The 22,720-nt window shown below is 64.8% G+C and carries 22 protein-coding genes, 1 tRNA gene and 1 riboswitch; of the genes, 10 read left to right on the top strand and 13 right to left on the bottom strand.

Annotated elements, in window-relative coordinates:
* Window positions 1–11: 11 nt before the first annotated feature.
* Window positions 12–120: riboswitch (TPP riboswitch) on the bottom strand.
* 34 nt (window positions 121–154) lie between these two features.
* The 3 genes from KXJ60_RS07490 to KXJ60_RS07480 form a co-directional block, all read right to left on the bottom strand.
* Window positions 155–961 carry an alpha/beta fold hydrolase gene (locus KXJ60_RS07490; RefSeq protein WP_291125872.1) on the bottom strand — a complete coding sequence of 269 codons (807 nt, stop codon included), beginning with the start codon at window positions 959–961 and terminating at the stop codon, window positions 155–157.
* A 71-nt stretch (window positions 962–1,032) separates the two neighbouring features.
* Window positions 1,033–2,310 (bottom strand): NAD(P)/FAD-dependent oxidoreductase, encoded by a 1,278-nt coding sequence (locus KXJ60_RS07485; protein ID WP_291125869.1) that lies wholly within the window; start codon window positions 2,308–2,310, stop codon window positions 1,033–1,035.
* 9 nt (window positions 2,311–2,319) lie between these two features.
* Complete coding sequence (locus tag KXJ60_RS07480; RefSeq protein ID WP_291125867.1) at window positions 2,320–2,622, bottom strand: class I cytochrome c; 303 nt, start codon at window positions 2,620–2,622, stop codon at window positions 2,320–2,322.
* A gap of 287 nt (window positions 2,623–2,909) precedes the next feature.
* On the opposite strand from KXJ60_RS07480, the gene soxC reads away from it, so the two are divergent.
* From soxC to soxB, 8 genes are all read left to right on the top strand, one after another.
* Complete coding sequence (gene soxC, locus KXJ60_RS07475; RefSeq protein ID WP_291125864.1) at window positions 2,910–4,250, top strand: sulfite dehydrogenase; 1,341 nt, start codon at window positions 2,910–2,912, stop codon at window positions 4,248–4,250.
* An 11-nt stretch (window positions 4,251–4,261) separates the two neighbouring features.
* On the top strand, window positions 4,262–5,323 hold the full coding sequence (locus KXJ60_RS07470; RefSeq protein ID WP_291125862.1) for a c-type cytochrome: 1,062 nt from the start codon (window positions 4,262–4,264) through the stop codon (window positions 5,321–5,323).
* Between the two features lie 107 nt (window positions 5,324–5,430).
* A complete protein-coding gene (locus tag KXJ60_RS07465) occupies window positions 5,431–5,769 on the top strand; it encodes a c-type cytochrome (protein ID WP_291125859.1) in 339 nt (112 codons plus the stop codon).
* Between the two features lie 41 nt (window positions 5,770–5,810).
* Complete coding sequence (soxY, locus tag KXJ60_RS07460) at window positions 5,811–6,266, top strand: thiosulfate oxidation carrier protein SoxY (RefSeq protein ID WP_291125856.1); 456 nt, start codon at window positions 5,811–5,813, stop codon at window positions 6,264–6,266.
* A gap of 60 nt (window positions 6,267–6,326) precedes the next feature.
* Entirely contained in the window at window positions 6,327–6,638 is a 312-nt protein-coding gene (gene soxZ, locus KXJ60_RS07455) for a thiosulfate oxidation carrier complex protein SoxZ (protein ID WP_291125853.1), read from the top strand.
* Window positions 6,639–6,835: 197 nt separating this feature from the next.
* Window positions 6,836–7,597, top strand: coding sequence for a sulfur oxidation c-type cytochrome SoxA (gene soxA, locus KXJ60_RS07450; RefSeq protein ID WP_291125968.1), 762 nt, complete (start codon window positions 6,836–6,838; stop codon window positions 7,595–7,597).
* Between the two features lie 16 nt (window positions 7,598–7,613).
* Window positions 7,614–8,264: a sulfur oxidation c-type cytochrome SoxX gene (gene soxX / locus KXJ60_RS07445; RefSeq protein WP_291125850.1), complete on the top strand. Its 651-nt coding sequence runs from the start codon at window positions 7,614–7,616 to the stop codon at window positions 8,262–8,264.
* 93 nt (window positions 8,265–8,357) lie between these two features.
* A complete protein-coding gene (gene soxB, locus KXJ60_RS07440) occupies window positions 8,358–10,082 on the top strand; it encodes a thiosulfohydrolase SoxB (RefSeq protein WP_291125847.1) in 1,725 nt (574 codons plus the stop codon).
* 97 nt (window positions 10,083–10,179) lie between these two features.
* Here soxB and KXJ60_RS07435 read toward each other — a convergent pair whose 3' ends face one another.
* Window positions 10,180–11,151, bottom strand: a complete 972-nt coding sequence (locus KXJ60_RS07435) for a porin (protein ID WP_291125844.1) — start codon at window positions 11,149–11,151, stop codon at window positions 10,180–10,182.
* Window positions 11,152–11,368: 217 nt separating this feature from the next.
* On the opposite strand from KXJ60_RS07435, the gene KXJ60_RS07430 reads away from it, so the two are divergent.
* Window positions 11,369–12,616 (top strand): FAD-dependent oxidoreductase, encoded by a 1,248-nt coding sequence (locus tag KXJ60_RS07430; RefSeq protein WP_291125842.1) that lies wholly within the window; start codon window positions 11,369–11,371, stop codon window positions 12,614–12,616.
* Between the two features lie 42 nt (window positions 12,617–12,658).
* On the opposite strand, the gene KXJ60_RS07425 is transcribed toward KXJ60_RS07430, so the two are convergent.
* The 3 genes from KXJ60_RS07425 to KXJ60_RS07415 form a co-directional block, all read right to left on the bottom strand.
* A complete protein-coding gene (locus tag KXJ60_RS07425; RefSeq protein ID WP_291125839.1) occupies window positions 12,659–13,081 on the bottom strand; it encodes a hypothetical protein in 423 nt (140 codons plus the stop codon).
* A 575-nt stretch (window positions 13,082–13,656) separates the two neighbouring features.
* Window positions 13,657–13,887 (bottom strand): pilus assembly protein TadG-related protein, encoded by a 231-nt coding sequence (locus KXJ60_RS07420; RefSeq protein ID WP_291125836.1) that lies wholly within the window; start codon window positions 13,885–13,887, stop codon window positions 13,657–13,659.
* Between the two features lie 36 nt (window positions 13,888–13,923).
* Window positions 13,924–14,196, bottom strand: a complete 273-nt coding sequence (locus KXJ60_RS07415; RefSeq protein WP_291125833.1) for a pilus assembly protein — start codon at window positions 14,194–14,196, stop codon at window positions 13,924–13,926.
* A 191-nt stretch (window positions 14,197–14,387) separates the two neighbouring features.
* Between KXJ60_RS07415 and lnt the strand changes: the two genes are divergently transcribed.
* On the top strand, window positions 14,388–16,061 hold the full coding sequence (lnt, locus tag KXJ60_RS07410) for an apolipoprotein N-acyltransferase (RefSeq protein ID WP_291125830.1): 1,674 nt from the start codon (window positions 14,388–14,390) through the stop codon (window positions 16,059–16,061).
* A gap of 28 nt (window positions 16,062–16,089) precedes the next feature.
* Here lnt and KXJ60_RS07405 read toward each other — a convergent pair.
* The 6 genes from KXJ60_RS07405 to KXJ60_RS07380 all read right to left on the bottom strand — a co-directional run bounded on the left by KXJ60_RS07405 (window position 16,090) and on the right by KXJ60_RS07380 (window position 22,691).
* Window positions 16,090–16,165 (bottom strand) — tRNA-Thr (locus KXJ60_RS07405).
* A 28-nt stretch (window positions 16,166–16,193) separates the two neighbouring features.
* Entirely contained in the window at window positions 16,194–17,204 is a 1,011-nt protein-coding gene (locus KXJ60_RS07400) for a class 1 fructose-bisphosphatase (protein WP_291125827.1), read from the bottom strand.
* A 70-nt stretch (window positions 17,205–17,274) separates the two neighbouring features.
* Window positions 17,275–19,971 (bottom strand): aminopeptidase N, encoded by a 2,697-nt coding sequence (gene pepN, locus KXJ60_RS07395; RefSeq protein ID WP_291125825.1) that lies wholly within the window; start codon window positions 19,969–19,971, stop codon window positions 17,275–17,277.
* Window positions 19,972–19,974: 3 nt separating this feature from the next.
* Window positions 19,975–21,079 (bottom strand): peptide chain release factor 2 gene (prfB, locus tag KXJ60_RS07390; RefSeq protein WP_291125822.1). Its coding sequence is split into 2 segments (ribosomal slippage): window positions 19,975–20,997 and window positions 20,999–21,079, totalling 1,104 coding nucleotides; the frame shifts between segments, so codons are not numbered across the junction.
* Between the two features lie 73 nt (window positions 21,080–21,152).
* The gene (locus KXJ60_RS07385) at window positions 21,153–21,674 is read right to left on the bottom strand and encodes a hypothetical protein (protein ID WP_291125819.1); all 522 of its coding nucleotides are present in this window, start codon (window positions 21,672–21,674) and stop codon (window positions 21,153–21,155) included.
* A 99-nt stretch (window positions 21,675–21,773) separates the two neighbouring features.
* Entirely contained in the window at window positions 21,774–22,691 is a 918-nt protein-coding gene (locus KXJ60_RS07380) for an alpha/beta hydrolase (protein ID WP_291125816.1), read from the bottom strand.
* Between the last annotated feature and the right edge of the window lie 29 nt (window positions 22,692–22,720).

Here is a 22,720-nt window from a genome sequence, read left to right as displayed (position 1 = left end):
CGGCAGCGGAGGAAGGTATCGGCCTGCTTCCCTGCGCGAGGATTACCTCAATCAGGTTCAAAGGGACTTTCTCAGTCGCAGCCGGTTCGGTGAACCGGTGCAACACCCCTAGCGGATATGCCTTTCGGCACGGGTGGGAGTATAAGGGCCGCCCTCAGGCACCCACCGCCTGCGGCACCCATTCCAGCACCTGCGCCAGGGCCACCTGGGGCGTGTCCAGGTGGCCGCCCGAGACTTCCAGCAGCTGCGTCTTCGGGTGCTTGGGCAGCTGGTCCACGTAGTAACTGCGCACGCGGGCGAAGAGCGGGTCGTTCTGCCCGATGGCGGTGAGCACCGGCAGGCTGGCCGGCAGCTTCGGCGCGGTCACGCCCATGTCGGCGTCGGACTCCGGGTCGAAGTACGAGAGGAAATTGCGCGCCGTGGTGATCACAGGTTGCTGGCGGCCCTGGTTGATGTCCATGAAGCGCTGGTTCTCGTCGCCCTTGCCGGCGGCCACCTGCGCCCGCGCCGCCTCAATGCTCTCGCGCACCGGCGCGAGCTGCGGCGAGGTGAAGTACCCGCGCGGCACATGCCCCGGGGCCAGCAGCACCAGCGCATGGGCCGTGCCGCCGCGCGCGGCGTGGCTCATGGCCGCCGGCACGCCCATGCTGTGGCCCATCAGCACGATGCGCGTGGCGCCTTTGTCCTGCAGGCCTTTCACGTGCTGCGCGATCTCGGCCATGGCGCCATCCCAGTTCCCTTGCAGGTACCGGTTGCGCGACCACGGCATGTCGGGCAGCGCGACCAACCACCCCTGCTTCTCCATGGCGGCCACCACCGGCCCGTACTGCGGGCTCTGGGGGCTGCCCGGGTTCTTGCCGTGCAGAAAGAGCACGCCAATGCGCTCGCTCGCAGCCGCCCAGCGGGCCGTGACCAGGGGTAGGGCGCCCAGGGCGAGGGAAACCAGTGCGCGTCGTTTCATGAACACATCTCCGAAAAGGGGTGACCAAGAAAAAGCCCTGCGAGCAGGGCTTGTGATCGAGGCTTGCGGCTTCAGGCCAGGGAGTCCGCCCAGATGTTGCGGGCCCAGGCCATGGCGTACTGCCCTTCGAGTTCGCTGGCGGCGCTGGACAGACCACCCGAGCCGGGCACGGTGAGCATGGTCTTCTGCGCCGCGTCGTACTTGTGCACGCTGGCCACGTGCACCACGTCGGTGGCGGTGACGAAGCTGTAGCAGGTGTTGGCGTAGATCGGCATCGACGGCGGCTCTTTGCCTTGCAGCAGCGAGACCACGGCGGCCGCGCACGTCTTGCCGTGCTGGTTGGCCATGTGGCCCGACTTGGGCATGGCGGGGGCGATCTGGATCGCATCGCCCAGCACGTGGATGTTCTTCGCGGCCTTGGATTCGAAGGTCAGGAAGTCCACCTCGCACCAGCGTGCGTTCGCCGTGGCCAGGCCGGACTTCACCGCGATGTCGCCCGCGCGCATGGCCGGCAGCACGTTGGCCACGCCGGCCTTGAAGTCGTCGTTGAACTCGAACTTCAGGGTATTGGTCGCGGCGTCCACGTCCACCAGCTTGTGCTTGGGGCGGTACTCGATGAGGCCCTTGTAGTGTTCGTCCCAAGCCTTCATGAACAGGCCCTTCTTGGAGGTGATGTCATCGTTGGCGTCGAAGATCACGACCTTGCTCTTGGGCTTGGCCTTCTTGAAGTAGCTGGCCACCATGCAGGCGCGCTCGTAGGGGCCGGGCGGGCAGCGGTAGGGCGCCAGCGGGATCGACAACGCGTACACGCCGCCATCGGGCATGGCTTCGAGCTGCTGGCGCAGCGCCAGCGTCTGCGGGCCGGCCTTCCAGGCGTGCAGCACCTTGTCGGCTGCGCCGGGCCGGGCCATGCCGGGCAGGGTGTCCCACATGAAGTCGATGCCGGGCGAGAGGATCAGGCGGTCGTAGGGCAGCTCGCCACCGCTGGCCAGCTTCACCGTGCGCTTGGTGGCGTCGATGCTGGCCACCATGTCGCGCACCACCTTCACGCCGTGGCGCTTGCTCAGGTTGTCGTATGGCGTGGTGATGTCGGCCATCGTCTTGTGGCCGCCCACCACCAGGTTGGAGATCGGGCAGGAGACAAAGGCAGCGTTGGGCTCGATCAGCGTCACGTCGATGCCGTAGTCGGAGAACATGCGCACGTATTTGGCGGCGGTGGCGCCCCCGTAGCCACCACCGACGACGACGACCTTGGCGCCGCTGCCCGTGGTGGCGCAGCCGCTCATCAGACCCAGGCCCGCAACGGCCGAACCAGCACCCAGCGTTTGAACGAATTGACGGCGTTTCATGGGTGCTCCTTATTTTTTCTGGGCGGCGAAATAGCCGGCAATCTGGGTCAGCTGCTCGTCGGTGTAGCCCTTGGTGAGCTGGTGCATGATGGTCGCGGGCCGCTTGCCGGCCTTGAAGTCGAGCAGCTTCTGGACCATGTCGTCCTTGTTTTGACCGGCGAGCGAAATGGCGCCGGGTTCAGCGCGGCCATCGGTGCCATGGCAGTTGGCGCAAGCGGCCGCCCACACCTTGATCTGATTGACCTGGGCCTGCGCCCCCGCAGCAGCGGCGCACAGCACGCCCGCAGCCAGCCATTTCATCGGTTTCTTCATCGTGGTCTCCGGTGGGTATCGAAAGGTAAATGCATCGAAAACTGTAGCAGACGGCCCTTGGTGCACCTAAATATCCGTAAGTACGCATATTTCGATGGCTCATCCTAGCAGCGGGCGGCGGGCCGGTTGCAGCGTGAAAACCCTAGCGGGGTGTGTGCGACGCCGGCCGCACGGCGAGGCCACCCGCAGGCTACGGGTTTACACCTATCCGAATATCAGCAATCGCTCATATAGTTCTACGCAATGCCGGCGAGCCCTCTTCGCCCGCCCAACAGGAACCCCTCACTGTGTCCAAAGACCTGAGCGACGTCATCGGGCGCGTTCTGCCCGCCCCCGAAAACCACCTGAGCGCCGAGAAGCTGGAGCTGGCCCGCAAGGCGCGCCGCAGCTTCATGGGCAAAGCGCTCGCCATGGGCGCGGGGGCGGTGTCCGCCGCGGCCAGCACGCGCGCCCTGGCCGCAGAGGGCGAAGATGCCATCCTCAAGCTGCCGTCGCACAGCACCGGGCTGGGCCAGGCCGTGGCCACCGACGGCTATGGCAAGCCCAGCCAGTGGGAAGCCAACCTGCAGCGCCGCCAGAGCCCGGGGCTCACGCGGGTGCCTCAGGCGTCGGTGAGCTTCACGCCGCTGCAGGGGCTCTTCGGCATCATCACGCCCAGTGGCCTGCATTTCGAGCGGCACCACCAGGGCTGGTGGGACATCGATCCCTCGAAGCACCGCCTGATGGTCAATGGCCTGGTGAAGCGCGAGCGCGTGTTCACCATGGACGACCTCATGCGCCTGCCCAGCGTCTCGCGCATCCACTTCATCGAGTGCGGTGCCAACTCCGCGCCCGAGTGGGGCAACGTGGCCCTGCCTTCGGTGCAGTACACCCACGGCATGGTGAGCTGCTGCGAGTTCACCGGCGTGCTGCTCTCCACGCTGCTGGAGATGTGCGGCTACGACAAAAAGAATGGCAAGTACGTGCTGGCCGAAGGGGCTGACGGCTCTTCCATGACGCGCACCATCGACATGGAGCGCGCGATGGACGACTGCATCGTGGCCTGGGCCATGAACGGCGAAATGCTGCGCCCGGAAAACGGCTACCCGCTGCGCTTGGTGGTGCCGGGCATCCAGGGCGTGAGCTGGGTGAAGTACCTGCGCCGCCTGGAAGTGGGCGACCAGAAGTGGGCCACCAAGGACGAGGCGGTGCATTACATCGACCACATGCCTGACGGCACGCACCGCCAGTACACCGGCATCCAGGAATGCAAGAGCGTGATCACCACGCCCTCGGGCAGCCAGACGCTGCTGGACAAGGGCTACTACAACGTGACCGGCCTGGCGTGGTCGGGCCGTGGCACGGTCAAGCGCGTGGATGTGAGCGTGGACGGCGGGCGCAACTGGCGCACCGCGCGGCTCGAAGGCCCGGTGCTGCCCAAGGCGCTCACGCGCTTCAACATCGACTGGGTGTGGGACGGCAAGCCCGCCGTGTTGCAAAGCCGCGCCATCGACAGCACAGGCTACGTGCAACCCAAGATCAACCAGCTGCGCGCGGTGCGCGGCACGCGCTCGGTGTACCACCAGAACGCCATCCAGTCGTGGCGCGTGGCGGAAAACGGCGAAGTCTCGAACGTGCAAGTCTATTGAACGCCCAGCCCATGCGAACCACCATCATCCTGGCCGCCGCCCTGTGGGCCGGCAGCGCCTTCGCCCAGCCCGCCACACCGTGGCACGAGATCGGCCGCGATGCGACGAAGGCCGAGGTAAAGGCCTGGGACATCGACGTGCGCCCCGACTTCAAGGGCCTGCCCAAAGGCGCGGGTACCGTGGCACAGGGCGAGCAGGTGTGGGAAGCGCAGTGCGCTTCCTGCCACGGCAGCTTTGGCGAGTCGAACGAGGTGTTCACGCCCATCGTGGGCGGCACCACCAAGGCCGACATCGAGCGCGGCCGCGTGAAGAACCTGGAGCCGGGCAGCACCTTCCCGCAGAAGACCACCATGATGAAGGTGGCCACGCTGTCCACGCTGTGGGACTACATCAACCGCGCCATGCCCTGGAACGCACCCAAGACGCTCAAGACCGACGAGGTCTACGCGGTGACGGCCTACCTCCTGAGCCTGGCCGAGGTGGTGCCGACCGACTTCACGCTGAACGACCAGAACATCGCCGAGGTGCAAAAGCGCATGCCCAACCGCAACGGCATGGTGTTCCATGAGCCGCTGTGGAAGGTGAATGGCAAGGGCGATGTGAAAAACGTGGCCTGCATGAAAGACTGCCCGGTGGAGGCGACGATCCGCTCTTCGCTGCCCGACTTCGCGCGCGACGCGCACGGCAACATCCAGGAGCAGAACCGCGTGATCGGCCCGGTGCGCGGCGCCGACACCACCCGCCCCGCACCCACGGCACCGGTGGGCAGCGGCCCCAAGCCCGCGGCAGTGGTGGTGGCCGCCGCGCCGCCCGCGGCCGGCGACGTGAAGGCCCTGCTGGCGGCCAACAGCTGCACCGCCTGCCACGGCATGACGCAAAAGATCGTGGGCCCGGCGTTCAGCGACATCGCGGCCAAGCACAAGGGCAACGCAGGCCTGGAGTCGTACCTGGCGATCAAGATCCGCGAGGGCGGGGTCGGTGTGTTTGGTGCCGTGCCCATGCCACCCCAGCCCCAGCTCAGCCCTGCGGACGCCACCCGCATCGCCAAATGGATTGCGGCTGGCGCCAAGTGATGGGCGCGCCCTTGTGAGAAGGATGCCGTTCCCTTGGATGGCATCCTTCTAAATATTGGCATTTACTCGTAAACCCCATTTCCCCCCACAACAGGAGACCGTACGCTATGACCATGAACCCGACCTTGCTGTGCGCGCTGGCCGCCGGCGTTTTGCTGAGCACCGGCGCGCAGGCCTCGGACGCCGCAGCCGCCAAGGCACTGGCCACCAAGAGTGCGTGCATGGCCTGCCATGCGGTCGACAAAAAGCTGGTGGGCCCCGCGTTCAAGGACGTGGCCGCCAAGCACAAGGGCCAGGCCGACGCGCTGGAGAAAGTGGCCGCGCGCATCAAGTCGGGCGGTTCCGGTATGTACGGCCCTGTGCCAATGCCCCCACAGGCGAATCTGAAAGACGATGAACTCAAACTGCTGGCCGGCTGGGTTCTCGCTGGCGCCCCCGACCAGTAAACTCTCGCGCATTTTTTCCCCATTTCTCACAGGAGCTCCCCATGAACAACTCACGCCGAGTCGCCCTCAAGACCACCGGGGCCTTTGCCACGTTGGTGTCGCTGGGCCTCGTTTCCCAGAGCCAGGCCCAGGCCGCCGTGGACCGCGCCGGCTATGAAGTCAAGACGCTCGCTGAAGCGCTCAAGGCCGTGGGCGGCACGCCCGCCAACAGCGACCAGGTGACCGTGGTGGCCCCCGACATCGCCGAGAACGGTGCGGTGGTGCCCGTGGGCGCCACCAGCAAGCTGCCCAACACCACCGAGATCTACCTGATCGTCGAGAAGAACCCGATGCCACTCTCTGCCGGCTTCATGATCCCCGCCGGCACCGCCGCCGAGGTGCAGACCCGCCTGAAGATGGGCCAGAGCAGCAACGTGGTCGCGGTCGTCAAGGCCGACGGCAAGCTGTACTCCGCCACCAAGGAAACCAAGGTCACGCTGGGCGGTTGCGGCGGCTGATCGCCCGCACACCCCGACGTTTCCATCCGCAACCGCTACACAGATATTCAGGAGTCCCTCATGGCCGATCCGATGCGCATCCGCGCCGCTCTCGCCGGTGACGAAACCACCGTCCGCATTCTCATGTCCCACATCATGGAGCCGGGCACCCGCCGCGACGCGGGCGGCGCGCTCATTCCTGCCCACTTCATCAAGGAAGTGGAAGCCACCCACAACGGCAAGGTCGTGCTCAGCTCGATGTTCACCGGCTCGGTGGCCCAGAACCCCTTCCTGTCCTTCAAGTTCAAGGGCGCAGCCAAGGGCGACAAGGTCATCGTGAAGTGGGTCGACACCAAAGGCGACACGCGCACCGACGAAGCTGTGATCGCTTGATTGAGCCCACCCCCGCCGCGCTTCGCGCGACCCCCTCAAGGGGGCGTTGCCTGCGGCCCGGCCAAGCCGGTTCCGCGGCAACTCTTGATTGAGGTGGCTTGTGTTCCACCACCTTTGTTTTTTGCCTTGATAACTACACGAGGAGACACCCCATGAACTTCCAACTTGCTCCACTGGCGCTGGTGCTCGGTGGCCTGATGGCCGCGGGCGCTGCGCATGCGCAGGACGCCACGGCCGAAGGCATCGCCAAATACCGCGAGATGCTGCAGGACGGCAACCCGGCCGAGCTGTTTGAAATGAAAGGGGAAGAGCTCTGGAAGCAGAAGCGCGGCCCGAAGAATGCGACGCTGGAGCAGTGTGACCTGGGCAAGGGTCCGGGCGTGATCAAGGGGGCCTTCGTTGAAATGCCCCGCTTCTTCAAGGACACCGGCCGTGTGCAGGACCTTGAAACGCGACTGATCACCTGCATGGAAACCCTGCAGGGCTTCAACGCGGCCGAGATCGCCAAGACGCCGTTTGGCCGTGGCGAAATGGCCAACGTCACCGCGCTCGCCACCTATGTGGCCACGGCATCCAAAGGCATGCGCTTCAACCTGCCGCAATCGCATGCGCAGGAAAAGCTGATGTACGAAGCCGGCAAGCGCATGTTCTTCACGCGCGGCGGCACGCACGACTTTTCGTGCGCGTCGTGCCACGGCGAGAGCGACAAGCGCATTCGCCTGCAAGACCTGCCCAACCTCACCAAGAACCCGGGTGATGGCATCGGCTTTGCCGCCTGGCCCGCGTACCGCGTGTCCAACTCGCAGATGTGGGGCATGCAGCTGCGCCTGAACGACTGCTTCCGCCAGCAGCGCTTTCCCGAACCCAAGTTCGGCAGCGATGCCACCATTGCCCTGGGCGTCTACATGGGCGTGAATGCCAAGTCGGCCGAGTCGATCGTGCCCGCCATCAAGCGCTGAACCGGAGCCCATGAACATGAACAAAGCCTTTGCATTTGCCTTGCTGCCTGTGGCAGCCCTTGCCTTGTCGGCCTGCACCTTGTCGCCCTCGGCCGCCGAGTACGACAAGGCCGCCGCCGACATGATCAAGAACTCGTTTCAGGATCGCGGCATCGCCAAGCTCGACCGCCTCGCGCAGGACGACGCCAACCGCGAATGCGCCGCCGCCGACGTGGCGCGCAAGCCGATCGACCCCGCCATTGCCAAGGCCATTGAGGCGGCCAACATGAAGACCGTGAAGTGGCCCAGCGATGGCAAGTTCATCGGTGACTGGAAGTCCGGTGAAGCGATCGCGCAAAGCGGCCGCGGCCTCACGTGGACGGACACCGCCGGCACGCCCAATGGCGGCAATTGCTACAACTGCCACCAGATCAGCAAGGAAGAAATCTCCTTCGGCACGCTCGGCCCGAGCCTCTACAACTACGGCAAGCTGCGCGGCGTGACCGACCCCAACAGCCCGGGCGGCAAAGCCATCGTCGAGTACACCTGGGGCAAGCTCTGGAACTCGCGCGCCTACAACGCCTGCTCGCAAATGCCGCGCGTGGGGCACATGGGCATCCTCAATGAGAAGCAGCTCAAGGACGTGATGGCCCTGCTGCTGGACCCGGCCTCGCCCGTGAACAAGTGATGAATTCGCCCCGGCCACAGCGTGTGGCCGGGGCGGGTTCAAAAAAATTTCGCGTAAATATCAGTATTCAGTTATTCATCGACAAGGAACGAGATGAGCTTCAGCCGCCGTGAATTCATGCAGGTGCTGGCCGTGGCCAGCGCCACCGGCATGGCCCTGAACCACCGCGACGTGCTGGCCGCCGCGCCCGGTGCGGGCGAGCGCCTGTACGACGTGCCCACTTTTGGCAACGTCAGCTTTCTGCACTTCACCGACTGCCACGCGCAGCTCACGCCCATTTATTTCCGTGAGCCGAACGTGAACCTGGGTGTGGCCGAAGCCGTGGGCCGCGCGCCGCACATCGTGGGCGAGAAGCTGCTCAAGCACTTCAACATCAAGCCCGGCACCGCGCAGGCGCATGCCTTCAGCTATCTCAACTTCAGCCAGGCCGCCAGGACCTACGGCAAGGTCGGCGGTTTTGCGCACATGGCCACGCTGGTGAAACAGCTCAAGGCCAGCCGCCCGCACGCGCTGCTGCTCGACGGCGGCGACACCTGGCAGGGCTCGGCCACCTCGCTGTGGACCAATGGGCAAGACATGGTGGATGCCTGCAAGCTGCTCGGCGTCAACATGATGACCTCGCACTGGGAACACACCTTCGGCGCGAAGCGGGTGCAGGAGATCGTGGAGAAAGATCTCAAGGGGAACATGGAATTCCTCGCGCAGAACATCAAGACCACGGACTTCGAGGACATGGTCTTCAAGCCCTATGCGATGCGCGAAATGAACGGCGTGCAGGTGGCCGTGATCGGCCAGGCTTTCCCGTACACCCCCATTGCCAACCCGCGCTACATGGTGCCCGACTGGACCTTCGGCATCCAGGACGAGCACATGCAGAAGATGGTGGATGAAGCGCGCAGCAAAGGCGCGCAGGTGGTGGTGGTGCTCTCGCACAACGGCATGGACGTGGACATCAAGATGGCGGCTCGCGTGCGCGGCATCGACGCCATTCTGGGCGGCCACACCCACGACGGCATGCCCGCGCCCACCATCGTGAAAAACGGTGGCGGCCAGACGCTGGTGACCAACGCGGGCTCCAACAGCAAGTTTCTCGGCGTGCTCGACTTCGACGTGCGCGCAGGCAAGGTGCAGGACTTCCGCTACAAGCTGCTGCCCGTGTTCTCCAACCTGCTGCCGGCCGACGCCACCATGCAGGCGCACATCGACAAGGTGCGCGCGCCCTACCAAGCCAAGCTCGAAGAAAAGCTCGCCGTCACCGAAGACCTGCTGTACCGCCGCGGCAACTTCAACGGTTCGTGGGACCAGCTCATCTGCGACGCGCTCATGCAGAACAAGGGCGCCGACATCGCGTTTTCGCCGGGTGTGCGCTGGGGCACTTCGCTGCTGCCCGGCGACACCATCACCTACGAGCGCATGATGGACCAGATGGCGCTGACCTACCCCGCCACCACGCTCAACGAGTTCAGCGGTGAGCAGATCAAGACCATTCTGGAAGACGTGGCCGACAACATCTTCAACCCCGACCCCTACTACCAGCAGGGCGGTGACATGGTGCGCGTGGGGGGCATGCAGTACACGGTGTCGCCCACGGCCGCCATGGGCCAGCGCATCAACAACATGACGCTCAAGGGCAAACCCATCGATGCCAACAAGACCTACAAGGTCGCCGGCTGGGCTTCGGTGCAGGAAGGCGCCAAGGGCGAGCCCATCTGGGATGTGGTCTCGGGCTACCTGCGCGACAAGAAGGTCATCAAGGGCGTGAAGATCAACACCCCGCGCATCGTCGGCATGGACGGCAACCCCGGCGTGGCCGCCTGAAGCTGCGCACGCGCAAGGCAAAAAGCCTCTCGCCCGTTGCCGGGCGAGAGGCATGAAAACCTTGGAAAAGGTCAGGAAGTAACGCGAAAGCGGGAGATCAGAAGTCGTGGCGCACGCCGACCGAGTACAGGCGGCGGTCGGTCGTGGTCACGCCAGCACCGTTCTCCACGTCGCCGTCGAGGTAGGCGGCATACAGGCGGGTGCGCTTGGACATTGCGTACGTCACGCCAGCCGAGAGTGCCGAGCCTTTGGCGGTGGTGGCACCGGCGGTGTTTTCGGCCTTGCTGTACGCATAGCCCACAGAGAAGTCCAGGTTGCCCACGGGCACGTTCACACCGATGGTGTAGCCGTTGGCCTTGGCGCCGTTGTTGATCTCTGCGCGGTTGTAGCCGGCCGAGAGGCGGGCCACGCCGAAGTTGTATGCACCACCAATGGTCGTGTACTCGCGGTTGTTGGCCTTCTGTTCCTGGTAGCCGACGCCCAGGTCCAGGTTGCCGGCGCGGTAGCGCAGGTTGAAGGCGGTGGTGTCGGCCTTCACGGTCGCGTCTTCGTCCAGGCCGTAGCTGGCGCCCAGGCTGAAGCCGCCGAAAGAGGGCGACTCATAGCGGATCTGGTTGCTGGCGCGGCTGGAGTAGTCGGCCACACCGGCGGTGTAGGCGATCTTCGTGGCGCTGAATTCCGAGTCCCACAGGTTGCTGCTCACGGTCAGGTCGCGGATGTCGTCGAACGACGTGTCGTGGCGGCCCAGCTTCACGGTACCGAAACCGCCGCTCAGGCCCACGATGGACATGCGGTCAAACGCGCTGCCAGTGGCTTGCGTGCCGGTGCTGCTGTCAAAGCCTTGTTCCAGGCCAAAGATGGCCTTGAGGCCACCGCCCAGGTCTTCGCTGCCGCGCACACCCCAGCGGGTGGACGTGAGGTTGCCGCTGAACAGCTGCGTGGTGCTCACGCCGTTGAGCTTGTTCGAACCGATCGACGTGTCGATGCGGCCATACAGCGTGACGTTGGATTGCGCCAGGGCGGCGCCCGTGGTGGCCAGAACGGCCAGAGCGACGAGGCTCTTCTTCATGTGGTTGCTCCGATGAAATGGCTCGGGGCTGGTAGGAGCCCCTTGCTCCCTGCACCATGCAGGAAGTCGTGTGTATTTCAGCGAAGCGCAGAGAAAGCTCTGTGACACACCGGCACCGCAAGGGGGTTTGCCCCGAGATACAACACTTGGCCTTGCAGCTGCCAAGGGCTGTCATCGGCATGCCATCAAATTGGTAGCAACTAGAATCTTTTGCACCATGACACACGACATCATCGTTCTCGGCGCAGGCATGGTGGGCGTGGGTTGTGCGCTCCACCTGCAAGCCAAAGGCCATGCCGTGGCACTCGTCGACCGGCGCGCACCCGGGCTCGAAACGTCGTACGGCAACGCCGGCATCATCCAGCGCGAAGCCATCGGGCCCTATGCCCTGCCACGAGACTTCGGCTTTCTGTGGTCAGGCATGCTCAACCAGCGTGTGGACGTGCGCTACCGCGCCAGCGAGGCCGCGCGCATGCTGGGCCCGCTGTGGGCCTACTACCGCCAATCCGCACCCGAGCACTACCGCCGCATCTCCCGCGAATACGAAACGCTCATCGCGCTGTCGCTCGACACGCACCAGGCACTCATGAACGACGCCGGCGCGCAAGCGCTCATCGCAGGGCAGGGCTACCTGATGCTCTACCGCACCGAGCGCGAGCTGCACAGCTTCTTTGAGGTGGCCGATGAACGCGCCCAGCACGGCGTGCACCACATCAAGCTCAGCGGCGCAGACGTGGCACGCGAAGAGCCCGCGCTGGTGGGCCGCTTTGCCGGTGCCGTGCGCTGGACAGACCCCTGGGCCATCAGCAGCCCGGGCGACCTGGTGCAGGCCTACGCGCGCCTCTTTGAGCAACGCGGCGGCGCGCTGCACCTGGGCGACGCCACCACCCTGCGCAAGACCGACGCCGGCGGCTGGCAAGTGAGCACCGCCAACGGCCACACGCTGAGCGCCCGGCAAGTGGTGGTGGCCCTCGGCCCATGGACCACGCAGCTCACCGCGCGCTTTGGCTACACCGCACCCGTCATCCCCAAGCGCGGCTACCACATGCACTACGCGCGCCTGCCCGGCAAGCCGCTCAACAGCACCGTGATCGACGCCGAATACGGCTACGTCGTCGCGCCCATGAAAGACGGCCTGCGCCTCACCACCGGCGCCGAACTCGCCCGAGTGGACGCACCGCGCAACCCCGCACAGATCGACGCCGCCGAAAAAATCGCGCGCCAGAACTTCCCCCTGGGCGAGCGCGTGGACGCCGAGCCGTGGATGGGCACACGCCCCTGCATGCCCGACATGAAACCCGTCTTCGGCCCCGTGCCCGAGGTGCCCGGCCTGTGGTGCGCGTTCGGCCACGGCCACCAGGGCTTCACGCTGGGCCCGGTGACGGGCGAACTGCTGGCAGCGATGATGACGGGCGAGACGCCGAGGGTGGATGTGCGACCGTTTTCGCCGGGGCGCTTTGCTTGAGACTGGGCCGTACTTCGCGCGTCCGAACAACCACCCGCTGAATCAAAACGGCGTCTCAATGCGCTCCGTGGTTTTGGGGTGGATGTACCAGCCCATGCGCAGCGCCTTGCCGTTGTAGATGTCGGCCTCCTGGAAGTCGCCACCGGCCATGGTGTATTTCCCGTAGTTCGGGCCAGTGCCGGGCGGGCCTTGCAAATCCCAACCCAGCAACACCCCGTCGGGGTGGATGCGCAACTTGATGCGCAGACCCAGCTTGCGTTTGCGCTTCTCGGCCAACAGTTCGTCGGGAATGCGCTCGGCCACTGGCACGATGTAGTCGCCCACTACCTTGCCGCCTGAGAAGGTGCCGTTGGGCTCTGCCGCAATTTTTGCCATGTCGCGTGGCTCGTTGTTTCGCTGCCAGTCGCCCTCGCGCCAAGTGACGCGGTAGAAACGGGGAATCCCGTAGATGGAGCTGTTGCCCATGCGCCGCCCATTGGTTGGGCTGGAAAGACTAGAACTGGTGATACGGTTGCTTTTGAGCACCAGCCTCAAGTACCCTGGCATGTCCGTTGCCGGCTCGATGCTGAAGGGGATGGCAGCGTCCTGCGCCAGCTGCTCGATGGACTTAATACCGGCCCATTGGTCTGACAACACGCGAATGCCTACTGCAGCACCGTGGTGCCGAGCAGCGTGATCAACGGGCCGACCACCACGAATTCGACCATGGCGCTGCCGCAGTGCCGTTTGAAAACTGACCGTCGCGTGGATCGATTTCTCATGTGTTTCCCCCTGAATGCATCGCCTTGTGGACAGGCGTTAAAAGCGTGTTGGAAATGGGCTGCGGCTCACATGGGTACCTCCAGCCAGTCGCCACGCGCGACGCCGAGGGCGGCCACGCTTCCCGCTGGCAACTCCAGGGCGTGCTGGCTGCGCAGCGCAGGGCTTGCTGTCGAGGTGTCAGGCTTCCAGCGTTGGCCGAAGCTGATCCGCCATGGGTTGGGCCACGCTCGTGGTCATTGCGTTTCTCGAAGTCATGGGCATCCATGTGATTCGAAAAATCATCGCCATCGACGTCTGGCATAGGCATTGAAGTTGAGTGCGCGGGCGTGCACCACGCCCGCGCTGTAGGCCACCGCGTCGGCCGTGTTGACCAACTTGGTCTTTTCGCGGCTGAGCTGACCGACGTTGAAGAAAAAGAACAGCGCAGCCAAACCCGCAATGAGCACAAAGAGCCCAAAGACCAAGGCCTGGCCGCGCTGATGCCGCGCGGATGAGCGTGGGCGATTCACGATCGAATCACGACCCGTGGCGGCGGAACAACCGGCTTATCGGTTGGCGTTGGTGTTGGCGTTATAGGTGGCGAGCCCTTTGGTGGCATTGCCTTCTGCAGCGGCGCCTGCTGCGGAGGTTCGTGCGGAGGTGATCTGTGCGGCCGCGTTCTGACCGGCCACTTCGTTGGCGATACCCGCCGTCTGGTTCCGGATGGTCTGGCCAAAGAATTGGTACACCCCGATCGCGGCGACGGCGATCAGCGCGACGATGATGATGTATTCGGTCATGCCTTGACCGCGTTGCTGGCGACGTTGTGACAGTTTCATGAGGACTCCTTGGGAACGCTGGATAGAACGGACGCGAGGAGCAAATGCCGACAAGGAACAATAGAACCTTAGAACTAGTTTTTCTCCCCGGCGCGGAATTTATCACAGCATTTTGAGGAAAATAAGTCCTATTTTCTTAATTGTCTTGCGGCGTGGTGTGGCGTGCGGACGGCTGCTGAGGGGGCGGGCCGATGGACTCAGGCATCGAATCGAACCTTGTTGATCCCCACGCTGTGAAGAGCGCCGTATCGGGTCATGCGGCGGGCATCGCAGCCAGCCTAGTGCCGTGGAAGGTGGGCGTGGCGCTGTTTGCCCTTGGCATGACCGCCACTGCCGGCTGGGCGCCGCTGGAGCAGGCGTGGATGGCCTGGTTGGCCTTTGCGGTGCTTGCGGCAGCGGTCGTTCGCGCAAGGGATGCGGCGCAGGCGGGTTTGAGGAGCCTGTGCTTCGCGCTCGGCCTGCACGCGGCGGGTCATGGCTGGGTGTTCCACGCCTTGCTGATGCACACGGAAGCGGGTTGGCTGTGGTCGGTGCTGGGGTCGGCGTTGTTCCTGGTCTATCTGGCGGGCTTTCTGGCCGTGCCTGCTTGGCTGTGCCGAGGGGTACTGGTACGGCGGTTGCCAGGCAACCGGCCGCTCGCACACGTGCGGGCTCGCGCCGCGTGGCTGCCGGCGGGTTTGGCCCTGACCTGGACAGCCGGTGAAGCATTGCGAGGCCTCTTGTTCAATGGCTTTGACACGCTTGCCGCCGGCTACCTGTTCACGGCCTGGCCATTGCGGGGATGGGTGCCCGTGGTGGGGGTTTACGGGTGCAGCTTTCTCTTTTATGCGAGCGCGTCTGTTGCGGGCGCTGCGTTCGTGTCTGGTCGAAGTCCGGTCCGCGCTTTGTTGGGACTCGCAGCGTTGCAGATTGCGCTCGTGCTGGCTGGAGGCGCAGCGCTTGATCTGCAGCAGTGGGTGACACCCGTGGGTCGTCCGCTGACGTTTCGTTTGCTTCAGGGCGGTGTACCGCAGCAGGAGAAGTTCGATGCCCGCGAGAGCCAGCGTCAGGTGGACGCCTACCTTGATGCCATCACGGCCGCCCCCGCAGACTTGATCGTTACCCCTGAAACCACGTTCGCCATGGGTTGGACTGAGCTCCACCCCGATGTCTTGCACCGGATCCGTACCTTCAGCGCGACCACTGGCGCCCATGTCTTTGTGGGGATGCCTCACATGGAGGCGGGGGGGCTCGTGAAGAACAGCGTTTTCCAGATCGCCCCCGGCCATCCAGCGCTGCCCCGCTATGACAAGTCGCGCTTGATGCCATTCGGCGAATACGCGCCCATCGGGCTGGCGTGGTTCACGCAGCGCATGAGCATCCCGCTCAACGACCAGACACCTGGCTCTACCGATCAACTTCCTTTCTATGTGAACGGTGCTGGTGTTCCTGTGCGCGTTGGCACGCTGACCTGTCATGAAGATGCTTCGCAGGCCGATGCCCGCCGATGGGCCAGTCGCACCGAGCTGTTGATCAACCCGGGCAATCTGGCGTGGTTCGAGGGCACATGGGCGCTGCCGCAGCGTCTGCAAGTGGCTCAAGCACGGGCGCTGGAGACAGGACGGCCCTTGCTGCGCACCACCAACACCGGTGTGACGGCCCATATCGATGACCGCGGACGCGTGGTGGCGCGACTGCCGCTGGGCACCGCCGGTGTTTTGAGCGGCGTCGTTCATCCCACCACAGGTTTGACGCCCTTTGCCCGCTTCGGCAATGCGCAGGTCTTGGTGCTGGCAGGGGTGCTGGTGGTCGCTGCCGCGGTGGCGACGAGGTGGAACACAGTGGGTTCGCGTAGGGCGCACCGGTCCAATGGAAAAAGCCCCTGACCATGACAGTCAGGGGCTTTTTAAATGTTGGTGCCGGAGAGATGAATCGAACACCCGACCTTCTCATTACGAATGAGCTGCTCTACCGACTGAGCTACACCGGCAACGCCCGAGATTATAGCCCGGACCGGATCAGCCTTCGCGGTGGTAGGCCGTGACGCGTTCCACTTCGTTCTTCGAGCCCAGGATCACGCTCACGCGCTCGTGCAGTTTGCCGGGGGCAATGTCGAGGATGCGGTCTTTGCCGTTGGTGGCGGCGCCGCCGGCCTGTTCCACGAGCCAGCTCATGGGGTTGGCTTCGTACATCAGGCGCAGCTTGCCGGGCTTGTTGGGTTCGCGCTTGTCCCAGGGGTACATGAAGATGCCGCCGCGCGTGAGGATGCGGTGCACGTCGGCCACCATGCTGGCGACCCAGCGCATGTTGAAGTCTTTGCCGCGCGGGCCTTCCTTGCCGGCAAGGCATTCGTCCACATAGCGCTTCACGGGGGCGTCCCAGTGGCGCATGTTGCTCATGTTGATGGCGAATTCCTTGGTGTCGGGCGGAATCTCCACGTTTTCCTTGGTGAGCACAAAGGAGCCTTGCTCGCGGTCCAGCGTGAACATGGCCACGCCGTCGCCCACGGTGAGCACCAGCGTGGTCTGCGGGCCATACACGCAGTAGCCGGCGGCCACTTGCTGCGCGCCGGCTTGCAAGAAGTCTTGCTCGCTCACGCCCACGCTGCCTTCGGGTTTCTTGAGCACGCTGAAGATGGTGCCGATGCTGACGTTGACGTCGATGTTGCTGGAGCCATCAAGGGGGTCGAACAGCAGCAGGTATTCGCCTTGCGGGTAGCGGTTGGGCACCACGTAGATGCTGTCCATTTCCTCGCTGGCCATGGCCGCGAGGTGGCCGCCCCATTCGTTGGCTTCAATCAGCACTTCGTTGGCAATGATGTCGAGCTGCTTCTGCATTTCGCCTTGCACGTTTTCGGTGCTGGCGGCGCCGAGCACGCCGCCCAGGTCGCCTTTGTTCACGGCCTGGCTGATGCTCTTGCAGGCGCGCGCCACCACTTCAAGCAGCAGGCGCAACTGGGACGGGATGTGGCCGTCGACGCGCTGTTGTTCGACGAGGTAGCGGGTAAGGGAGATGCGTTTGGTGGACATGTTGGTTGGAGTGTGAAGGGGCTTCGACAAGCTCAGCCCGAACGGCTTTTCATGCAGCCCTGGAATGTGTTCAGTCGGCAAGTGCGCGGGTGACGACTTCGCGCACATCGTTGCTCAGGTCGGGCTTGGCGGACACGCGGGCGATGGCTTCGCGCGCGGCGCTGCGGTAGGGCTCGGCGAGCTTCTTCCAGCGGTCGAGTGCGCGTGCCAGGCGGGCGGCCACTTGCGGGTTGAAGGCGTCGAGCTCTACCACGCGTTCGCTCCAGAAGAGGTAGCCTGCCGCGTCGGCGCGGTGGAAGGCACCGGGGTTGGCGCTGCAGTAGCTGAAGATGACGCTGCGGGCGCGGTTGGGGTTCTTCAGGTTGAAGTCGGGGTGCTTCAGCAGGGCGCGCACGGCGGGCAGCACGTTGCCGCCACGGTCGGGCGCGCCGGCCTGCAGGGCAAACCATTTGTCGAGCACCAGCGCCTCATTGCGGAAGAGGGCATGGAACTGCGTGAGTGCCTCGCGGGCCAGCGCATGTTCGCTCACCACCAGGGCCGACAGCGCGTTGAAGCGGTCGGTCATGTTGCCGGCGTCCTTGAAGTGCTGGTAGGCCTTGCCGGGCCACGCCGCGTCGCCCGTGTGGCGCGAGGCCAGGCACAGCATGGACAACGCGAGCCCGGCCAGCGCGCGGCGGCCGGTGCTCACCGGGTCGGGGCGGTAAGCGCCGTTGTCCTTGTGGTGCTCGAAGGCCCACACCCAGTCGCCTTGCAGCGCGTGGGCCAGCTGCGAGCGCATGGCTTCGCGCACGGCGTGCACCCGTTGCGGGTCCACTTCGGCGAGTTGCTCGGAGATGTAGGTCTCGCTGGGCAGGGTGAGCACGAGTTCCTTGAACGCAGCGTCCAGTTGCGCGTGGCGCAGCACGTCGCGCATGGCGCCGATGAAGGCGTCGTCCAGAGGCTCTGCGCTCGCGGGGCCTTCGGCCTGAATGGCCTTGAGCGCGCGGCGCAGGGCCAGGCGTTGGCCGGCTTCCCAGCGGTTGAAAGGGTCCGGGTCGGCGGCGAGCAGGGTGAGGAGTTGCGCGTCGGTGTAGTCGCACGACAGCACCACGGGTGCCGAAAAGCCGCGCAGCAGTGAAGGCACAGGCGCGCTGTCGAGGTTGACGAACGTGAAGCTCTCGCTGGCCTGCGTGAGCACAAACGTGCGGCTGCCGGTTTCAGGCTGCGTCCAGTGCGCCAGCTGCAGGGGCAGCGGCTGGCCGTCTGCGCTGAGCAGGCCCAGCGACACCGGGATGACGAAGGGCTCTTTGCTCGCCTGGCCCGGCGTGGGCAGGCAGCTCTGCGAGAGCGTGAGCGTGTAGGTGCGCGCGGCTTCGTCGTACACACCCTCGGCGCGCACCTGCGGTGTGCCGGCCTGGCTGTACCAGCGCTTGAACTGCGGCAGCAGGCGGGCGAGATCGCTCTCGGGGTTGGCGTCGGCAATGGCCTGGGCGAAGTCGTCGCAGGTCACAGCCTGGCCGTCGTGGCGTTCGAAGTAGAGCTTCATGCCGCGGGCGAAGCCTTCGCGGCCCACCAGTGTCTGCATCATGCGCACAACTTCTGCGCCTTTTTCGTAGACGGTGACGGTGTAGAAGTTGTTGATCTCGGCGTAGCTGTCGGGCCGCACCGGGTGCGCCATGGGGCCGGCGTCTTCCGGGAACTGCGCGGTGCGCAGCACGCGCACGTCTTCAATGCGCTTGACCGCGCGCGCCGAGGGTTCGGCGCAGAGGTCCATGCTGAATTCCTGGTCGCGGAAGACGGTGAGGCCTTCCTTCAGGCTGAGCTGGAACCAGTCGCGGCAGGTGACGCGGTTGCCCGTCCAGTTGTGGAAGTACTCGTGGCCCACGACCGACTCGATGTTGGCAAAGTCGGTGTCGGTGGCCGTGGCGGCGTTGGCCAGCACGTACTTCGTGTTGAAGATGTTCAGGCCCTTGTTCTCCATGGCGCCCATGTTGAAGTCGCTGGTGGCCACGATCATGAAGCGCTCGAGGTCGAGCGGCAGGCCAAAGCGGACTTCGTCCCATGCCACGCTGGCAATCAGCGAGTTCATGGCGTGCTCGGTCTTGTCCATGTCGCCGGGGCGCACATACACCTGCAGCAGGTGCTTGCCGCCGCTGCGCGAGGTGATGCGCTGCTCGCGCGCCACCAACTGGCCGGCCACCAGGGCGAAGAGGTAGCAAGGCTTTTTGTGCGGGTCGACCCACTTGGCGAAGTGGCGGCCATCGGGCAGGGCGCCTTCTTCCACCAGGTTGCCGTTGGAGAGCAGCACCGGGTACCGGGCCTTGTCGGCGCGCAGCGTCACGGTGTAGCTGGCCATCACGTCCGGGCGGTCCAGGAAGTAGGTGATGCGCCGAAAGCCTTCGGCTTCGCATTGCGTGAAGAACGTGCCCTGGCTCACATAGAGGCCCATGAGCTGCGTGTTTTTCTCGGGCACGCAGATCGTGAAGATCTCCAGGTCAAACGGCTCCGCACCTTCGGGCAGGCTCTCCAGCACGAGCTGGGTGCCTTCGATCTTGAAGGAGCAGCCTGCGCCATTGACCAGCACGCGCGCCACGTTGAGCTCTTCGCCGTCCAGGCGCAGCGCCTGGGGCGGCACGTCCGGGTTGCGGCGCAGGCGCATCTTGTTGAGCACGCGGGTCTTGGCCGGGTCCAGGTCGAAGCTGAGGTCGACGGTGTCGATCCAGTAGGCCGGGGCAGCGTAGTCTTCGCGGCGGACCACGGTGGTCGGGCCTTCACGCAATGAGCTCATGGATCAAACTCCCTGTTTGAGTGACGCTTCGATGAAGGGATCGAGGTCGCCGTCCAGCACCTTTTGTGTGGCGGAAATCTCGACGTTGGTGCGCAGGTCCTTGATGCGGCTGTTGTCCAGCACATACGAGCGGATCTGGTGACCCCAGCCCACATCGGTCTTGGTGTCTTCCAGCTTTTGCTGCTCTTCCTGGCGCTTGCGCAGCTCGTGGTCATACAGACGCGAGCGCAGGCGTTTCCACGCCACGTCGCGGTTGCTGTGCTGGCTGCGGCCGTCCTGGCACTGCACCACGATGCCGGTGGGGATGTGCGTGAGGCGCACGGCCGAGTCGGTCTTGTTGATGTGCTGCCCACCCGCACCGCTGGCGCGGTAGGTGTCCACGCGCACGTCGGAGGGGTTGATGTCGATCTCGATCGAGTCGTCGATCTCGGGGTACACAAAGATGGACGCGAACGAGGTGTGGCGCCCACCCGAGGAGTCGAACGGGCTCTTGCGCACCAGGCGGTGCACACCGGTTTCGGTGCGCAGCAGGCCGAAGGCGTATTCGCCTTCGATCTTGATGGTGGCGCTCTTGATGCCGGCGGTGTCGCCTTCGGTTTCGTCTTCGATGGTGGTCTTGAAGCCCTTGCGCTCGGCGTACTTGAGGTACTGGCGCAGCAGCATGCTGGCCCAGTCGCATGCTTCGGTGCCGCCAGCGCCGGCCTGGATGTCGACAAAGCAGTTCAACGGATCGGCCGGGTTGCTGAACATGCGGCGGAACTCGAGTTTCTCGACTTCTGCTGCCACCTTGGCGGCTTCGCCTTCGATGGTGATCAGCCCGGCGGTGTCGCCGTCTTCGCTGGACATTTCGAACAGCTCGGTGTTGTCGGACAGTTCACCGGTGAGCCGGTCCAGCACCAGCACCACGTCTTCGAGGGATTTTTTCTCGCGGCCCAGGTCCTGGGCGCGTTTGGGGTCGTTCCAGACCGTGGGGTCTTCGAGCGCGGACTCGACTTCCTTCAACTTCGATGCTTTGGCATCGTAGTCAAAGATACCTCCGGAGCTCGACCACGCGGGTGGTCAGGTCTTCGAGCTGGCTTCGGATGGCGTTGCTGCGTTCGGCTTCCATGGGGCGGTTTCCTGCTGTCTGTGTACAAAGACAGCGATTTTCTCACGGGGCCGCCCCGCCCCGGCAAGCGGTGTCAAAACCGCCAGGTGGTCCCGAACATGAGCGCCGCGGTGCCCAGCACCTGTACCTCGACGGTAGCCCGCGGCGAAAAGCGGTAGCCAATGGCCGGAATGATGGCGGGCGAGAAGCCGCCCACGTTCAGGGGCACCTTGTTTTTGTACTTGCCCACATAGCCATAAATGATGCCGGCGCTGACCGAGGCATACACGTTGGGCTGGCTGGGCCAGATGCCAGGCCATGACTTGCCCACGAACGCATAAGCAGAAGGCTGGCCAAACGAGTTGCTGAACACGCTGATGCCGCAATAGCGGTCGTTGGGCAGGAGCCGGCTCACGCTGAGCGCCACCACCGGCTTGTGCTCGTCGTCGTGTGACCAATGGTGCGTGTAGGGCGAAAAGAACGCCTCGTAGCGCGGTGCCGTGTCACCTGCGGCGATCGGATCGTTCAGGCCGGGGCACAGTGTCCAGTCGATGGCGAGGGCGGGCGAAGACAACGCGGCGAGCAGCGCGAAAGCGGCCCAGACGCGAGGTTTCACAAGGGTTTGGGGCGTGGTGGGGGCGGAAAACATAAGTCGGTAGTATGCACGCCGGCTTGGGTTCACCTGCAACAACCCGTACCTTGGCTCAGGTTCGGGTCAGTCGGATCGGGCCAGAAAATCTTCGATCAACCCGGCGAGTTCGACCGGCTGGTCGTGGTGCATCATGTGCCCGGCATCGTGCACTTCAGCTCGGCGCAGCTGGGGCACCGCTTCGATGCGCTGCTGGTACTGCGCCAGCGTGAACGAGCCTTTCCACCACTGGCTCAGGCTGTCGTCGCTGGCGGTCACCGAGAGCACGGGCGCGCTGATGCGCTTGTAAATCTCCAGCGCCTCGTCCAGCCGGTACAGCTGGGCGCTGACCACCTTGTGCCCGGCGTCGCCCAGAATTTCCCAGCCTCCTTCGGCGTTGGGCGCTGCCCACTGGTGCGCCAGCCAGTCCGCCTTGTCGCGCGGCAGGCGCGGGTTGGTTTTCATGAGGCGCTGTGCCACGCCCTCGACCGATGCATACGACTTCAGTCCGTTTTCGCCCCGGTGCAGGGCCTTGACCTCGTCGATCCACTGCGCGTAGCGGCCCGGGGCCTGGGCGGGGCGCGTCTCCGGCATGCCGAAGCCTTCCAGATTGACGAGGCGGCGGATGCGTTGCGGCCGCACGCCGCTGTAAATCATGGCCACGTTGCCGCCCATGCTGTGGCCCACCAGATCGACCGCACGTTCCCCGACATAGTGGTCGAGCAACACGTCCAGATCGGCCAGGTAGTCGGGGAACCAGTAGCTGTCGGGCGCAGGGTCGCTGGCGCGGGTCAGCCCGAAGCCGCGCCAGTCGGGCGCGATGATCCAGCGCGTGCTGCGCATGGCGTCCACCACAAACTGCCAGGAAGCCGAGACGTCCATCCACCCATGCACGAGCACAAGAGGCGGCTGTGTGCTGTCGGGCTCGCCCCACTGGCGCACGTGGTATTGCAGGTGTCGCACCGGAACGAACTCGGTGCGGGAGGGCTTCTGGGCTTGGTACATTCAATCGATCATAGAGAACGAGATGGAGA

Source organism: Hydrogenophaga sp., assembly GCF_019264445.1.
GTDB lineage: Bacteria > Pseudomonadota > Gammaproteobacteria > Burkholderiales > Burkholderiaceae_C > Hydrogenophaga.
This window is presented reverse-complemented; position numbering and strand designations above follow the sequence as displayed.

Bases quoted from the DNA above. Each gene is read 5' to 3' on its own strand.
- KXJ60_RS07490 (WP_291125872.1), bottom strand. From the start codon at position 961: ATGAAACGACGCGCACTGGTTTCCCTCGCCCTGGGCGCCCTACCCCTG.
- KXJ60_RS07485 (WP_291125869.1), bottom strand. From the start codon at position 2,310: ATGAAACGCCGTCAATTCGTTCAAACGCTGGGTGCTGGTTCGGCCGTT.
- KXJ60_RS07480 (WP_291125867.1), bottom strand. From the start codon at position 2,622: ATGAAGAAACCGATGAAATGGCTGGCTGCGGGCGTGCTGTGCGCCGCT.
- KXJ60_RS07470 (WP_291125862.1), top strand. From the start codon at position 4,262: ATGCGAACCACCATCATCCTGGCCGCCGCCCTGTGGGCCGGCAGCGCC.
- KXJ60_RS07465 (WP_291125859.1), top strand. From the start codon at position 5,431: ATGACCATGAACCCGACCTTGCTGTGCGCGCTGGCCGCCGGCGTTTTG.
- soxY (WP_291125856.1), top strand. From the start codon at position 5,811: ATGAACAACTCACGCCGAGTCGCCCTCAAGACCACCGGGGCCTTTGCC.
- soxZ (WP_291125853.1), top strand. From the start codon at position 6,327: ATGGCCGATCCGATGCGCATCCGCGCCGCTCTCGCCGGTGACGAAACC.
- soxA (WP_291125968.1), top strand. From the start codon at position 6,836: ATGGCCGCGGGCGCTGCGCATGCGCAGGACGCCACGGCCGAAGGCATC.
- soxX (WP_291125850.1), top strand. From the start codon at position 7,614: ATGAACAAAGCCTTTGCATTTGCCTTGCTGCCTGTGGCAGCCCTTGCC.
- soxB (WP_291125847.1), top strand. From the start codon at position 8,358: ATGAGCTTCAGCCGCCGTGAATTCATGCAGGTGCTGGCCGTGGCCAGC.
- KXJ60_RS07435 (WP_291125844.1), bottom strand. From the start codon at position 11,151: ATGAAGAAGAGCCTCGTCGCTCTGGCCGTTCTGGCCACCACGGGCGCC.
- KXJ60_RS07430 (WP_291125842.1), top strand. From the start codon at position 11,369: ATGACACACGACATCATCGTTCTCGGCGCAGGCATGGTGGGCGTGGGT.
- KXJ60_RS07425 (WP_291125839.1), bottom strand. From the start codon at position 13,081: ATGGGCAACAGCTCCATCTACGGGATTCCCCGTTTCTACCGCGTCACT.
- KXJ60_RS07415 (WP_291125833.1), bottom strand. From the start codon at position 14,196: ATGAAACTGTCACAACGTCGCCAGCAACGCGGTCAAGGCATGACCGAA.
- lnt (WP_291125830.1), top strand. From the start codon at position 14,388: ATGGACTCAGGCATCGAATCGAACCTTGTTGATCCCCACGCTGTGAAG.
- KXJ60_RS07400 (WP_291125827.1), bottom strand. From the start codon at position 17,204: ATGTCCACCAAACGCATCTCCCTTACCCGCTACCTCGTCGAACAACAG.
- pepN (WP_291125825.1), bottom strand. From the start codon at position 19,971: ATGAGCTCATTGCGTGAAGGCCCGACCACCGTGGTCCGCCGCGAAGAC.
- KXJ60_RS07380 (WP_291125816.1), bottom strand. From the start codon at position 22,691: ATGTACCAAGCCCAGAAGCCCTCCCGCACCGAGTTCGTTCCGGTGCGA.